Consider the following 16,136-nt stretch of genomic DNA (forward strand, 5'->3'; position numbering starts at 1 on the left):
GATACGTTAGAGGGTGCTTTTGTTATACATCCTGACAAAATTAGACATTAACTTCTCCAAACCTTTCCAATCCTTTGCCTGAACCAATGCCTTCGGAACCAAGCCACCGCCTAGCCCTACTCCGGCAGCTCCTGCTTTGAAAAAATCCCCTAGATTTTCCAACGTCACGCCCCCAGTGGGCATCAATTTAATTTCATTTAGGGGCGCCAAAACGTCTTTGATATACCCAGGACCCAAATCATTGGCAGGAAAAACCTTTACCATGGTCGCCCCCATCTGCCAAGACCGATAAATCTCAGTAGGGGTAAAGGCACCTGGAAAAATGGGGATTTTATGGATAACACAGTAATTGATCACATCCTCATCTGAGATCGGCATGACGATAAACTGTGCGCCCGCATCCAACGCTTGATGCATCTCGGTGAGTGTACAAACAGTTCCTGCACCAATATTCAATTTATCTCCGAATTTATCGACCATCTCTCGGATGGCCCGTAGGGCATCCGGTGTATTGATGGTGATCTCCATGGTGGATATCCCCGCCTTAATCATGCATTTGGCAATTTCATCCAAGGCCTCGGGGGGCATATTACGCAAAATACCCACTAGAGGCATTTTATTAAAAGCTTCCCAAGAAAATGCTTCTTTCATGGTTTAAATTTTGATTGAAAATCTTGTATTGACCGGAAACCACGGATATTTCTACCATCTCCTTAGAAACTGTGACAGCCGGAATTTCCAGTGTTTCAAATGCCACCTGATACGGGTGAAAAACACTAGAGGTACCACACAGGTACAGGGGCAAACGATTGTCTTTACCTAAATTTTTCAACTCACTGCCTATCAAGACACCGCTTAAATAATGGTAGTTTTGCGATGGCGAATAGGTATGAAACAATTCCTGCGTACGAACTTTGAATAGCGTGGACAACAAGGGATCCCTGTATCCGCGGTGAACTCCTTCGCGAAAAGCAGCTACGTGGTCTGAAGAAGAAAGATCAGCGTTCGCAGAAATGCTATTTTTTAAGATGCTTTGGGTTCCTATTACTTCAAACATCTCGCCGGTCATGTAGGTCGTGAAATCCACCACATACCCTTCACGAACTGAGATATGCTTGGAGTGGGTTCCAGGAAAAACAAATAACCCGTCACCCTCGAAAGTTTTGTTGTCTTGAATGATCCCAATAAGCTGGGTCTCCTCTCCTCTCATGACATCTTGCTCACTTTTCAGCCCGGAAAGCAAGATCAGTGAGTTTGGAAAGGAGTCCGTGACTCCAATGAAGTCCATGTTTAGGTCCCTTCCGGAAACATGAAAAGGAATGGGCGTAAATGCCAACTCCCGCAGGCCAATACTGGAGGATGCCATCCCCGAGCAGATAATCATCAGGCCCGACAGATCACCACCAAATGCCTCTTGAAGGGATAAGACTCCTTTAGCGAGGGTTTCCTTAAAGAATTTCTCCCGTGTATAACCGCTCGCCGCAGCGGAATCTAAAAACATCCGGTTTACCCTAGACACCCCCATTTCACTGGAAACCTCCGCAAGTACCTTAAGGTCGGCAGTATCCACCAACTTCAATCTAAAGGACGTCGTTCCCCAGTCACAACTGATAAACCTCACCATATGAATCCTTTTGCATCCACGACTACTATTTGCTTATGATATGCTTTTTTAGGCAATTCACTCAAACGCTATCCCCACGAACTCCATGGATTATTTTGGAAGGAAAAAACCATCCAAAAATTAAATATAGAAATAATAGCTTGGTTATAAGAACGGGGTTCATCAAAAAATAAAAAAAATCCGTCGTCTCATGCGCTGAGGCGACGGATAACGGGATTAAAGAGCGGCTAGGAACGTACCTAAAGCAGCCTCTAATCATCCTAAGGAACCTGCGGTCTCTCCCCCCATGTAAGGATCGGTGCGAGAAGGACCTCCGAATTCGGCTCTTCCAGCGTATTGCCGGGTAAAGCGTGCGTTCCCTTCACACGAAACGGTAAAATCGTACCACCCATAGCTTTTGGAGGTATCAATGGACACCATATCGGTTTTTCCAGGGGAAAGGGAAACTCGCTTTCCACCCTGCCCATAGGCATTGTCCTTTATGAGCAATTGTACCTTCTCCACACCCTGATTGGTCAAATGAAGTTTTACGTATCCATCTACACTAAATCGGTTGATTCTCTCGTAGGTTACCTGCATACTCAGCCTAGGATCGTTGGCGGAACCGGCAATGAGGCGGTAGAACCCGTTTGGCCCTAATACCTCAATCTCATAGGCTTCCTGTCTAAATTCCTCCAAATCCCAAGTGTACGCAAAACTATCGCCTGCCTTAACCGCAAATGACCATACCGATAGGGGCTCAAAGCCTTGCTCCATTCCGTAATTACGCACATAGGCCTGAAATGGCGCTCCCAATGCCCGCTTACCAAATAGTTTGTCGGAAGCCGAGAACCGTACGGCTACTTCTTTGCGTCGGCTATCCAGCCCGCCATCTACTTCCAATTCATAGGCCAACCCATTAGACGGCTTGGTGCCCGGTTCCTGCTTAGGCAACCAAGGAGACAATTTTGGGTTAACGTTTGCCTGCTGGATTTCGACCGAACTCAATGCCTTAAAATTGTCCGGAATGTTTTTAAAACTTGCGTTATAGATAGATTTAACGTGATGCTCTCTATTGACCGGATCAGGCAGATCAAATTTCTCCCCATCATAGGGCCGGAAGACGGAGGTCAGGTCTCCACATACGGACCTGCGCCATTCGCTGATATTGGTTTCTTTTATCGTTTTTCCAGTTCTTTTTGACAGAATCACCTCCATTAATTGGATTACCGACGTGATGTCGCAGACTTCGGAGTTAACCCAACCACCACGGGACCAAGGGGAAGCCACCACGAGCGGAACCCGATATCCCAAGCCAACCGGGCTCTCTCTCGCATTCTCCGGCTTCATTCCAGGGGTTTCCAATTCCTGTTGAAGCGTCACATACTCGCCTGTCGCATCCAATCCATCGGACATCTTACCGCTTTTAGGAACTCCGGGTTTAGGCGGCACAAACGGAGGGATATGATCAAAATACCCGTCATTTTCATCGTAATTGAGGATGAATATCGTCTTCTTCCAAACCTCCGGATCTTGGGTAAGGATATCCAAGGCCTCGGAAACATACCATGCCCCGTACCAAGGCGCACTAGGGTGATCTGAAAATTTCTGAGGAGCTACCAACCAAGAGACCGTCGGTAGCGTCCCTGAGGCTACATCTTTGCGGAATTCGTGAAAAATATCTCCCTTTGGAATCTTCACCTCACGGGTTTCCCCATTATCCTGGTAAGTGAGCGCTTCAGTGGAATGATAATCGGGGTCGGCCGTGTTCACCGTAAAGGCACGCCGATGCAGGGATTTCTCCCGCTCGGACAGCTTATCAAAATTCTCGGGATTCCAGGTTTTTAAGGTTTCCAACACCAGATTCAGCTGCTGCTTTTTCTCGACAAGCTCCTTTTCCAGTTCTATGCGACTGCTGCCCTGCCCCTCCTGAAGCTTGCGCTCAGTGGCTTGTATTTGTGATGGCAGTTCCCTTTCCATTTTCTTGAGAAAAGCATAATGACCTGGCGTAAAACGCACTTTGAACTGGGAAAACCATTCCAGGTTGTTATCGGTAAAATTGGCCAAAAGGGACTCATCTTCTCCAGTGAGCTCTGTTTTTAGGCTCACTTCATTTTGGTAGACTTTCCAAGATATCCCATGGTCTTCCAATCGCTCTGGGAAAGTATTCCAATTTACTTCTTTGGAATATCCAATATCTGAATTCCGTACCTTCGGTTTGTCTCCTGGCGCACCGTGGGTTTTACCGGTCCAATGGTAGTTTCTGTTCGTTGTCGTACCGGTAAGCGAGGAACAGAAATGCTGGTCGCATACCGTAAATGCATCGGCAAAGGCATAGTAGAATGGAATATCCTCTCTCTCGTAAAAGCCCATGGTCATGGGAACATGGGCAAATTCCTTTCTACCTGACCGCTTGGCTTCGATCCATCCATCATATTTGCCTTCATTTCGAGCATCAACCTGATTTTCCCAGGAATGAGGTATGTCCTTCATCCAGGTGGCTTTAGTGTCCTTCATGTTAAACCGAAACGGCGCAAAGGTATTCCCCTGCTTATCACTCTGCAGCCAAACCAAATTTTGATTGGGCAGGCGGATTGCACGGGGATCATTAAACCCTCTTACACCCTTCAATTTACCAAAGCAGTGATCAAAGGACCGGTTTTCCTGCATAAGCACCACAATATGCTCAGCATCCATAAACGTGGAGCCCTTCTCGGGATTGATGGCCATGGCTTTTTGGATAGAAGCCGGAAAGGAAGACCATAAACTTGCGCCTCCAGTAAATACTGCTGCCTTCTTGAGAAAATCCCTTCGTGTGTCTTTCATACTTTTCAATTTTTTTCCCGCCCCATCGGAAATTTATTTCTAGCTAACAATTGCCTCATCTAACTACAAAGGCAATTGTCATATGGCGAGAGCTCGCTTTTCCGCATCTCCGTTCCTTGCCCAAAACCACTACGCTAGGTGCATTTTTGACGGAATGCAAGTACTAAAATAGTTATAACTTAAAGGTACGGTGACCAATTCGGTACATCAAAACCGCTTATGTAAGAGAGGTCCCGAGCACGTAACTCAGGACCTTTCCTAGGGTAATTTGCTATTCAGCAGCATCCCACCAAACCCGGGTGGTGATGACATCGGCCCCCTGACGGCCTACAGCCTCTTGATAATTGTCACGATTGAGTGCCTGAACACCGGTTGGGTACATAAACCTTCTAGGTACGGTATCGAAGAATGCCGCCGGACCCGGACTGATTGCCGGAATTCCAGTCCTTCGCCAATCATACCAACCTTCCATTCCCTGGAAGAAAAGAGACAACCACTTTTGGGTGCCTATTTTCACCAATTTTTCTTGCTGAGACCCAGAATACGCTACCTCTGCTTGCTGGTAGTATGCAGGGCCCGGCTGCGTCACATCGGCAATGGGAGTAAGGTTGGCTACTCTCAGCCTGGCTTCGTAATAGTCAAATGAAGCGCGAATCCCGTTTAAGTAATAGGTCTCAGCATCTCCGGTGGTAATATACCCTCTTTCTCTTGCCTCTGCCAAAATGAATTGCACCTCGGAATAACTCATTAACATGGTCTGAAACCCAGTAGGTGAGGCAAAAGGAGAACATTGCAAACAGGAGAAAAGCATGCCTACATTTGAGATGAAATTTGACCCTCCCTTATTAGGATCTCCGGTTGGGGAGTACCCGTAGGCATCTTCATCAGCAAGTCCATTTGGAACACCCGCGTAATCTTCTGGCTCTCCGACCAAACCTGCGCCAGAGTCTGTAGTAGGCTGCGCATACACAAACAGCCGCGGGTCATTGTAATCCTTCAACACACGCTCCATGGTGGTACTCAATCGGTATTCGTCAAATGAACCGGAGCGGGTTGTAAACAGATAATGTTGGTTGGGCACATCGGGAAGGTGTTGGAGTGCCGCATTGTCATCGTTGCTCGCAATGATGGGACTGCCGCTTGGATCATTCACGATTGCTTGCATAGCGGATGAGGGATCTATCCGCTTGGACAATCTCATCAACGCTCTTAGCCGAAGGGAATTGGCCAGCTTTCGCCATTTGGAGACGTTCCCTCCAAATAGAATATCACCATCCATTGCTCCAGAGGAAGATCCGAGAAGTTGGTTGGCACGGGCCAAATCACTCAAAATTCCTTGGTAAATCACTTCTTGTCTGTCAAATTTCGGGTAATTGATTTCCTCTTTTGCCCGGGTGGCTTCGGTATATGGAAGATCTCCATAGGCATCTGTCATAAATGCATACATCATAGACTTCAATACCAGCGCAACCCCTACGTAATTGGTCTGACCAGAAGCCTCACTCAGGGTAATGACGTTGTTTACGTCTCTCATGGCATTGTAAAATACACTGTATGGATTGCCTTGCGGACCCCAATTGTAGCGGTCTTCGTTGGTAAATTGGATCTTTGCGGAATATTGTACCACCACATTTCCCAATCCCCAGGACTTGCCCACAATTTCATTACTGGCTACCCGAATGATATGGGGAAGCAACAGTGCCGGAGAAACCACTTCCGGGTTGTTTGGATTCCGGTTTACTTCTTCGAAGTCCTGATCACATCCTGTCGAAAACAATAGGACAGATGCGGTCAGCATACACGTTATCTTTGATAGTATTTTCATGATTTTGAATGTTCAGAGGTTAAAACTTGAGGTTCAGATTAAACCCTATGCTTCTGGTTGAAGGAAATGCCATATCTTCCACACCGGGAATGAGCGTTCCCCCAGACATCGCCATGGTCTCTGGATCAAAGTGCGGGTTTTCGGTCCATAAAAACAGGTTTCTGCCCACCAACGAGAGTCTCGCTTCTTGGAAGGGAAGTCGACCCATAGCTGCCGCAGGGATATTCACACCCAAGGTTACTTCGCGGAGTTTGACGAATGAGGCATCGTACATGGCTGCTTCTACATTGCTTCGCTCGTAGTAGCGGTTATGCCAGTCTCTGGAGCTGATTTTTCGATCGTTCGGGATAAATGAACCGTCCGCTGTTCGAATAACACCGGGGCTGATGATGCCATTTCCCTCTTGGGTCAGGTCGTAACCGTTTTCCCTTCCCAAAAGTGTTTCTGCCAACTGACCAGCGGTAGAACCAATGGTTTTAGTACGTGATACCACGATCCCTCCGTAGCGAATATCAAATAAGAAGCCAAGGTAAAAACGCTTATAATTTAACGTATTCTGAATACCAAGCATCCAATCGGGGTTGTAGTTGCCCCATAGCTTTACGGCAGCCCCCGTAAGCGGCGTACCGCTTGTGTTATGGATTATTTGTCCAAAATATGGGCTATTGGGATCTTCTACCCGCTCAAATCCCCTGCCGTAAATATTGCCCATGCGCTCTCCTACACGGGCCTGAATATTGGCACCGTTTCTCCCAACCATCGAATAGATATCCAACCCTTCAGTCAATTCAAGTACACGGCTTCGGTTTCTGGTAAAGTTTGCCGAAACATTCCAGGTGATTCCATTTGCCTTCTGAATGGGAGTACCGTTTACCATGACCTCTAGGCCATTGTTTTGGATCTCCCCGGCATTGATGATCCTGCTGGCATATCCGGTAGAAATATCCAGTTCAATCGGAATGATCTGATTACGGGTACGGTTATCATAGTATGTCACATCCAGCCCTAATCTCCCTTTTAAAAAGCGGATATCGGTACCGACCTCGTAGGAGGCTGTACGCTCCGGCTTTAGGTTTGCATTGGTGAGGCGGTTGGATTCGGATTTGACCTGTGTAGATCCCCAGGCAACCTCGGGGTTAAACACATTGGTGAGGCTGTAGGGGTCGGTGTCATTACCCACCTCGGCAAAAGCACCCCGCAGTTTGAAGAAGGAAAATGCAGCAGGCATCTCGATCATATCTGACACTACTGCACTCATCGTAACGGAAGGATAGAAATAGCTATTGCTGTTCACTGGCAGCGTACTTGACCAGTCGTTTCTTCCCGTCACATCCAAAAACAATACGTTTTTATATCCAATCTGTCCAAATCCATAAAGGGAGTTGATGCGCTTCTCAGAACGGAATTGGTTGACTTGCAGGTTAACTGCCGTATTGGTAAAGTTGTAGATATTCGGAATCAACAACTGAGGAGCCACCGTTTGTTGAAACCGATTTTCCTGAACCATTTGGTTGCCTCCCAATGAGACGGTATAGGTCCAATTGGATTTGCCAGTTTCGGAGTACGTCAGCAAGAAATCAGAGTTTCGCTCGCTAAAATAAACCATGTCTTCGCGGTAAGCCCCCCTAGGGAATCGTTGCGTACTGAACGCCCTTCGTCTGTCCCGTAGGTCATTGAACAAATCCAAACCGGTTCGCACCATCAAACTGAGCTTATCGGTAAACTGATAATTTGCCATCACGTTTCCAAATACCCGATCCTTGCTTTGCCCGTTGGTATTTTCATATACCGTAAAATAAGGGTTGTCGTGGTAATTGTAATTGTAATTAAACTGCTGCACACCCTCCAATCCCGGCATCCAGTAATCCCGTAGACTTCTAGTGTTTACCTGTCGTCCATACCATATCCATAGATACATCAAACTTTCGGTTCCGTAGCTGATACTTGGACGGTTGCTACTGAGGGAGTTCTGGTAATTTATGGCCGTATTGAGCGTCAGCTTGTCTGTAATTTGCGTCATCCCGTTCATTGCGATGGTATTTCGCCTCAGATCCGTATTGGGCACAATGCCCGTTTGATCCAGGTTAGTCCAAGAAAAACGGAAATTTGATTTATCGCTTCCCGCAGCTATTGCCACGTTGTTGGATAAGGTGACGCCTGTTTGGAAGAAATCGTTGATATTATTAGGCTGGGCTACCCATGGAGTTGGATTGATGGTGCTTCCGGCAGGCGCATTCAAATCCCCTCCGCGGAATCCGGCCGCGTTTCTGGGCGAATCAAACTGAGGAATGGAAAGCCCTTCGTCCATGGCAGGACCCCAGCTTTCATCCACACCATCAGCAAGGCCTCCCCCGCGTCCATTGACAAAGGAGAACAGCCCATTGTTTCCCTGGCCGTATTTATTCTGCCACTGGGGCATCGAAAGCGGGGATTCAAAGGTTGTGTTGGAATTGATGGTGATTCCCAGACCCTTCTTGTTCTTTCCGGATTTGGTCGTAATCAAGATCGCTCCATTGGCAGCCCTAGAACCATACAACGCAGCCGCCGCTGGCCCTTTTAGGACCGAAACCGAGGCGATATCGTCCGGATTGATTTCCCCGGCAGCATTTCCATAATCTACCTCCAGGGTTCCGGATCCCGATGCTCCCACTATGCTGTTGCTTATAGGAACCCCGTCTACTACAAACAGCGGCTGGTTCGCATTGATGTTCAAAGAGGACTCTCCCCGAATGGTTACCCGAGCAGATCCTCCTATGCCACTGGAGGAATTGGTCACTTGCACACCGGCTACCCGGCCACTCAGTGAATTGACCACATTGGTCTCCCTAGCCTCTGTAAATCGGTCACCGTCCACCGCCTGCACAGAATACCCCAATGCCTTGGTTTCCCGTTCCACACCGAGTGCGGTGACCACTACCTCATTTAGATCTTCCGAGGAAAACTCCAACGAGACGTTGATTTGGCTTTGGTTGCCGACAGTAATTTCCTGTGTGGAAAACCCGATATAAGAAATCACCAACACGGCATCGGAACCCGGAACCTCCAGCTCATAATTTCCATCTAAATTGGAGACCGTACCTCGCGTGGTGCCCTTTATCAGCACCGAAGCTCCTAAAACCGGATCTCCGGAACTGCTTTCCGTGATTTTGCCGCTAACCATACGGCTTTGTGCATACAGGTCAACATTGGCTATGAGCGTAAAAAACAACCCCAACAGGAAAATCCTGCATAGGAAGTCAATGGGCTTTTTACCCTCTTTGTGTAATACATGTTTCATAGTAAGTGGGTTGATATAGAATGATAAATGGTATGAAATAAGGTTAAACAGGCTAGGATTGAGATGAGTGGAAAGTGTGAAACTCCAAAATAGGAACCTGGAGGACTAGGCAAGAAAAGCCGATAAAAATAAGCCCCAAAAAAGCTACCAAGGCAGCATTTCAAGTAAATCATCACTCGCAACTCACGGTATAAATGTAGGGATTTTTTTGGTTTAGCAAAAGATCAAGCATATACTGTTGAATATTTTTAGAACAATATTATTTCGTGTTCGAACTACACAACAAAGTTGGAAAAAGAAAGACGATACCCGAACGATTTGGGATTATGAAAAAGTAAAACTTGTTATCAAAAAAGTAATGATTTAATAAAAGAGGGTGGGCTCCGAAAAGAACCCACCCCTTTATTTATCAATCTCTGAGGTGATAGGCCTTTGGCTGGACAAAAGCCCTGATACCCTGGTAGGATAGCGTGGATCCTAACCCGGAGTTTTTTCTTCCTGACCACGGTACATTGGGGCTTACCCTGTCGCAACAATTCCAATATGCCGTACCCACCGGAAGCTGCTTTAACAGCGCCAATGCCCGATCTTTATCTGTACCAAACACTGCAGCGGTCAGCCCATAAGGCGTATCCATCATAAGGTTCAGCGCTTCATCGTCGTTACCCACTTTTTGAATTCCGATGATTGGTCCAAAGGACTCTTCTTTCATCACGTCCATGTCATGAGTTACCGAAGTCAATACCGTAGGGGTAAAATAATAACCCGGACCTTCCGGTGAAAAGCCTCCATGTTTTAACTCCGCACCTTTCAATAGTGCATCCTGAACCTGATCCAATAGAACCTGCTGCTGAGGCTTGCGTGTGAGAGGCCCTATAAAGGTGGTTTTATCCATCGGATCACCAATTTTATAAGCCTTTACCTCTTCGACAAAATATTCGACAAACTGATCGTAAATCCCCGCTTGCACATAGATGCGCTCCACGGCACAACAACTCTGGCCGTTGTTATAAAATGCACCTTCTGCAGCATTAATGGCAGCCTGTTTTATATCGGCTACATCATCCATGACATACAGGGGATCCTTTCCTCCCAACTCCAATTGCATCGGCACCAATTTGGGCGCAACTTGGGTGGCGATGTACCTCCCCGTCGCATAAGATCCGGTAAAGAAATAGCCATCTAAATCTGCATCTAGGAGCATTTGCCCTACCTCTCCCGTTCCGATCACGCACTCAAAGGCATTCGCGGGAATGCCAGCCTTCCAAAGCAGCTCCCGAAATTTTAACCCCGTCAGGGATGCAAATTCCGAGGGTTTGTAGATTACGGCATTTCCCGCCACCAACGCATACAAAAACACGTTATAGCCTACATTATAAGGAAAATTCCATGCTGAAATATTGGCCACCACACCCAAGGGCTCATAGGCAATGTGCTCTTTGGTAGCTCCTTCGTCAACCATCACCTCTTCAACCAACCATTTTTTGGCATTTGCTTTTAAATGTACCAAGCGGTTATTGGCTCCCTTTATTTCATTGATCGACTGTTGTAACGGCTTACCGGTCTCTTGGGTCAAAATAACCGCAAGGTTGTCGATCTCATCGGACACCAACTCTCCAAACCGCAATATGGCCGCTAACCGCTCCTCTACCGGCACGTCCGCCCAAAGCCCCTGACCTTTTCGCAATTTTTCAATTTTTGACTGTACCTGCTCCCTGGTGTCCGCAGGTATTTCGGTGATTACGGCTCCATTGGCCGGATTAATGACTTGCATGCATTTCTTCTTTGATGTGAGATAAAAACAGTTCAATAATTTTAGACGAATCAAGCGTCCCGTCCTCTTTGCCATAGGAAAACTCCGGATGCCATTGGACACCCATAACTTTTCCGGGAGCTGCCTTTGTGTACCCAACTGCTTCAATAATCCCGTCCTCGAGGCTATTGGCCAAAACTTCCAGGTGATTTCCCAGATCCTTGACTCCCTGATGATGCACGGAGTTTACCAGGCAGTCAGAAACAGGATTGTATAGATTGGAGAGCAGCCTCTCGGGCACCAGAGTAACTTGATGCTTGAGGCTGTCATACGCTTCGGCGTCCCGGTGAAGAATGGCATCGGGCCGTTGGGTAGCAATATCCTGATAGAGCGTACCTCCTAAAAAGACGTTCAATAGCTGAAATCCCCTACAAATGGCCAACACCGGCTTTTCCTTTTTAAAAGCGAATTCCATCAATTTCAACTCATAGGCATCCCTCACCGGATCGCCCAGCCACCTACCAGCAACGATAGGTTCTTCACCGTAGGTGGCTGGAGAAAGATCTGTTCCGCCTTGGAACAAGAACCCATCCATTTCCTCTAATATCGGAAACAAAAAGCGGTCCTCCACTGCGGGAATAAGAACGGGCAACACGCCCTCTTGGCACACAAACTTCGCCATATCCTGCTCCAGGTAGTTCAATGTCTTTGGCCCAAATACCACCCTGCCCGGGTCAGGATACATCAAACAAGCGCTGATCCCTATCTTTATCATAGCGCTTCCATGTACAATTTTTTAAAATCCTCCCTCGAAACTGGCTTGGGATTGTTTGGATGACAGAAGTCTGCAAATGCCAAATCTGCCAAGGTTTCAATATGCCCATCTTCCACGCCAATGTCAGAAAGTCTAATGGGGAGGTTCAAGGCTTGATTCAGGTCAAATAGGTAGTCTACGAATTTATCCCCTGCTTTTGGCCCAAGTCCCATCATATAAGCCATTTGGTCAAACTGCTCCTCGAAGCCTGCATAATTATACCTCATGCCAAATGGAAGATTGACTGCATTTGCAAGGCCGTGGTGAGTATCCAATAAACTAGAGAGCGGGTGTGCAAGGCTGTGGACTACCCCCAGGCCTTTTTGGAACGCCACCGCTCCCATCATCGATGCCATGAGCATTTTTGCCCTTGACTCCAAATCAGAACGATGAGTAGCGTCCACGATAGACTCGCTGATGAGCTTCATGCCTTCCAGTGCGATACCACTGCAAAGCGGTTGAAAATTCTTTGCCAAAAAAGCCTCTAAATTGTGGGTAAGGGCGTCCATTCCGGTGGCTGCGGTCACGAAAGGAGGAAGGTCCATTGTCAAAACAGGATCCGCAAAGACCATCTTAGCCATTAGGCTGGGGGCAAACAAAATTCGCTTTTTCTTCGTGTCGTCCTCAGCGATGATGGCACTACGGCCCACTTCGCTTCCTGTGCCCGATGTGGTGGGTACGGTGACTAAATGTGGAATGGCCTCGGTCACGTATTTATCACCACCTATCAAATCATCGTAGTCAAAGAGGTCCCTGTGGTGGTTTATACTGAGTGCAATCGCCCTGGCCACGTCGAGGGGTACACCCCCTCCTACCCCTATGATCGAATCCCTGCCGGTACTTCCATAGAAATCCTTTCCTTTAAGGACGTCTGATTTAACGGGATTTTTATGCATATCTGCATAGACCTCTACGGAAAGCCCTGCAAGCGTTAGTGATTTTACGATTTCTTTGAAGAAAGTAAGTTCTTTCACCAGGGGATCTGTTACCAATAGTGGATGTTGTAAGCCTTGCGCCTTTAGGTAGGCTGGAAGCTCGTCGATCACACCGGCGCCAAACCGGATGGAGGTTGGAAAATTTAGCGAATATCTGCTCGTTACGTCCATTTTTTACGATTGATTTGAGGATTAATGGGCATTGCCCAAAGGAGTGTAATAGTAATTAATAATTACCGTTTTTCTACTTAATGGACTAGGGATTTTTAAGGAATATTGCCGAAAAAAAAAATAAAAAAAGCCTCCCCGAAGACCGGAAAGGCTAATTTAATGAAATATCGCATTATGCGGCATTACGTGCGGCATTGATGATGCCAAACATGGTTCGCAAAATCAGCTTTTGAAGCGCCGGATCATCAATCCCCTCTTCCAACATCCTTTGTATTCCATATTGCTGTATGGTGATGAGAGGCAACACGATCTTTTCACGAATGCCTATAGATTCCCTGCTTAATTTGCTATCTTCCAGCAATTCTTCCATTTCAGAGACCCGCAGTATGTTTTTCAGCGATCGCTGGTACTCCTCAAAAAGGATATTCCAAAAGCCACCGTAGGTAGGACTATCCCCCAGGTAAGCAGTGGCCGGATAGAATGATTTAGCCAATGATTGCATGGAGTTTCCTAAAAGAGACCTAAAAAACAGGCTTTCCTTGTACAATTTCCGAACCTGGTCGAGTTTTCCGCGCTTTTCCATTTCTTCGATGGAACGCCCTACCCCAAAAAACCCGGGGATGTTTTGCTTCATCTGTGCCCATGCTCCTACAAAAGGAATGGCGCGCAGGTCTTCAAACTTCATTCCTCCGCCTTTGCTCCTTTTTACCGGTCGGGAACCGATGTTTGTCATGCCAAAAAACTTAAGCGGCGTCACGTGTTCCAAATAGCTTACAAACTGCGGATGGCCTTTCAAGTCTTTGTACGCCTCGTAACTGTATCCGGCCATTTCCTCTATCAGCTCCTTTTGTTCTTGGGTAAGGCTGTTTTCGGAACTTGGGTAAAGGTGACTCTCCAACCCTGCACTTAAAAGTTGCTCCAAGTTGTAAGTGCAGCTTACCTGCTTTCCGTAGTTGGAAGAGATGGTTTGCCCCTGAATGGTCAACTGGATTTCCTTATTTTCCACGTTCGGCCCCAGTGACGCATAAAAATTATGCGTGTTCCCTCCACCCCTTGCCGGTGGTCCACCTCGTCCGTCAAAGAACACCAAATCAATGCCTTTTTCTCTGGCCGCAAGTGTGAGCGCTTCCTTGGCCATCAGTATGGACCAATTGGCTCGAATGTAACCGCCGTCCTTTGTGCCGTCGGAAAAACCCACCATGATGGTTTGTTTGTTATTACGCTGCTTCAGGTGTGCTTGATAACTCGGGTTGCTATACAACTGATCCATGATTGCCGGCGCGGCAGCCAAGTCGTCTATGGTTTCAAAAAGCGGCACGATATCCAAATGGAGGCCATTTTGATTCCCTACCAACAACTTTGCAAGCTGAAAGACCTCCAGCATGTGCTTGGCAGATTGATTATTGGAAATAATGTACCGATGACAGCCCATTGGACCGTTGTTCTTTTGAATGTAGCTTATCACCTGAAAGCTACTGATCATCTCCTTATGAAAGTCGTCTTCCAACTCCTCCTTGGCGGGCAATTGATCAAAACTCTGTACTTTGGCTATCTGCTCGTTCTCAGAGGCAGCAAGGAAAGCTTCTACTGCTTTTTCACCCTCTGTACTTCGAATAATCCCTTCCCAGAGGTCATCGTGCTTACGACTATCCTGCCGTACATCCATGCTGGCAAAATGAAATCCAAATACCCGGACCTTAAAGATAAATGCATCCAAAATATCCAAGAATAATCCGTCATGATGTTGAATGATTCCCTTCCGGGCTTCATGCAGAAGGCTCAACAGTTCATCTTTGGACTTAAAGCGCTTATCGCCTCCAAAAAGTGAGTCGTAAATACCCTTTTCAGCCTGGATCAAGTAGGGCTCTACATGGTGAAAAGTCAACCTTCTACGAACCTTACGGATGTCTCTGTAATAACACTTTAGGATGGAATTCTGTAGCTTATCTGCAACCTTCATGGTAATGTCATGGGTGACATAGGGGTTTCCATCCCGATCGCCTCCGGGCCAGAAACCTACTTTGAGCAGGTTTGGATTTTCCCAATCGTGTACCGCAATATCCAAACGCCGGAGCATCCGGATCAATACATCGGTGATACTAGGATAAAAAACATTTTCCAAAAACCAACATAAACTGACCGCCTCATCATAGGGAGAAGGCTTTTCCTTATTGATAAAGCCGGTTTTCCCCAACTGCTGCAAAAGCATGTTGATCATACCTAAATCGTTGGCACGAATGGCCGCTTCCAAATCAGTAATAATGGCCAATACGTTGCCGGGATAAAACTGCGTAGGGTGGGCTGTAAGTGTCAGTCTGACTGAAAACGTCTTGAGTTTCTCTATCAAATCGGCCTTTTTATGATCATTTTCAGCACGAGCGATCAAGGCGGTCATCGTACCCTTACCCTTCAAATCGTTTATTTTCTCAAATGCCGCATCTTCTATAGAGTCAAAAAGCACCACCTGCCGCTCAATATACTGCACCATTTTGAACAATAAATCGTGCCGCTCCTTGTCAGACTTGTCTGACAGCAGTTCATCAAAAAAACGGTGAATAATTTCCTTGGGAGTCTTGTTCTTTTCGAATCCGGATTGACAGATACTCGTCAGAATCGGCAAAAGCGTGCCGGTCCGATAAATATTATCAAACGGCAAATCCAAAAAAAGACTGTTGTATATCGTAAAACGCTTGGCGACTTCCGTCTCGTATGCATTTGACATCGTACTATTGGGTTTGGTTTGAAATACAAATTATTCAAAAATGGGCATTTTTTCGATCCAAACATATTTTCATAGACACAAATTTGAAGGGCACAAAAAAATATCGGCCTACCCGGTTAAAAATCAGTTCATTATTTGAACAGCACCCCATCAGACTTCAATTACATTGGCCCCATCATCCGACCAATTGAATTATTTTTGTATTTTTAG

9 protein-coding genes are annotated in these 16,136 nt (G+C 46.7%); all 9 read right to left on the reverse strand.

Annotated elements, in window-relative coordinates; translation table 11 throughout:
* Positions 1-6 precede the first annotated feature (6 nt).
* Entirely contained in the window at positions 7-651 is a 645-nt protein-coding gene (locus IAQ59_RS01375; RefSeq protein ID WP_209328963.1) for a bifunctional 4-hydroxy-2-oxoglutarate aldolase/2-dehydro-3-deoxy-phosphogluconate aldolase, read from the reverse strand.
* Positions 620-1,624, reverse strand: coding sequence for a 2-dehydro-3-deoxygalactonokinase (locus IAQ59_RS01380; protein WP_209328964.1), 1,005 nt, complete (start codon positions 1,622-1,624; stop codon positions 620-622). The genes IAQ59_RS01375 and IAQ59_RS01380 overlap by 32 nt, the downstream gene beginning before the upstream one ends.
* 255 nt (positions 1,625-1,879) lie before the next feature.
* A complete protein-coding gene (locus IAQ59_RS01385; RefSeq protein WP_209328965.1) occupies positions 1,880-4,429 on the reverse strand; it encodes a phosphocholine-specific phospholipase C in 2,550 nt (849 codons plus the stop codon).
* 271 nt (positions 4,430-4,700) lie between these two features.
* A complete protein-coding gene (locus IAQ59_RS01390) occupies positions 4,701-6,254 on the reverse strand; it encodes a SusD/RagB family nutrient-binding outer membrane lipoprotein (protein WP_209328966.1) in 1,554 nt (517 codons plus the stop codon).
* A gap of 19 nt (positions 6,255-6,273) precedes the next feature.
* Positions 6,274-9,531 (reverse strand): SusC/RagA family TonB-linked outer membrane protein, encoded by a 3,258-nt coding sequence (locus tag IAQ59_RS01395; protein WP_209328967.1) that lies wholly within the window; start codon positions 9,529-9,531, stop codon positions 6,274-6,276.
* Between the two features lie 409 nt (positions 9,532-9,940).
* Positions 9,941-11,305, reverse strand: coding sequence for an aldehyde dehydrogenase family protein (locus tag IAQ59_RS01400; RefSeq protein ID WP_209328968.1), 1,365 nt, complete (start codon positions 11,303-11,305; stop codon positions 9,941-9,943).
* A complete protein-coding gene (locus tag IAQ59_RS01405) occupies positions 11,292-12,059 on the reverse strand; it encodes a gamma-glutamyl-gamma-aminobutyrate hydrolase family protein (protein WP_209328969.1) in 768 nt (255 codons plus the stop codon). Before IAQ59_RS01405 ends, IAQ59_RS01400 begins: the two co-directional genes overlap by 14 nt.
* Positions 12,056-13,204 carry an iron-containing alcohol dehydrogenase gene (locus IAQ59_RS01410; RefSeq protein ID WP_209328970.1) on the reverse strand — a complete coding sequence of 383 codons (1,149 nt, stop codon included), beginning with the start codon at positions 13,202-13,204 and terminating at the stop codon, positions 12,056-12,058. The genes IAQ59_RS01405 and IAQ59_RS01410 overlap by 4 nt, the downstream gene beginning before the upstream one ends.
* Before the next feature lie 172 nt (positions 13,205-13,376).
* On the reverse strand, positions 13,377-15,926 hold the full coding sequence (locus IAQ59_RS01415; RefSeq protein ID WP_209328971.1) for a phosphoenolpyruvate carboxylase: 2,550 nt from the start codon (positions 15,924-15,926) through the stop codon (positions 13,377-13,379).
* Positions 15,927-16,136 lie beyond the last annotated feature (210 nt).

The sequence above is a fragment of the Lunatimonas salinarum genome, assembly GCF_017811155.1.
GTDB classification, from domain to species: domain Bacteria; phylum Bacteroidota; class Bacteroidia; order Cytophagales; family Cyclobacteriaceae; genus Lunatimonas; species Lunatimonas salinarum.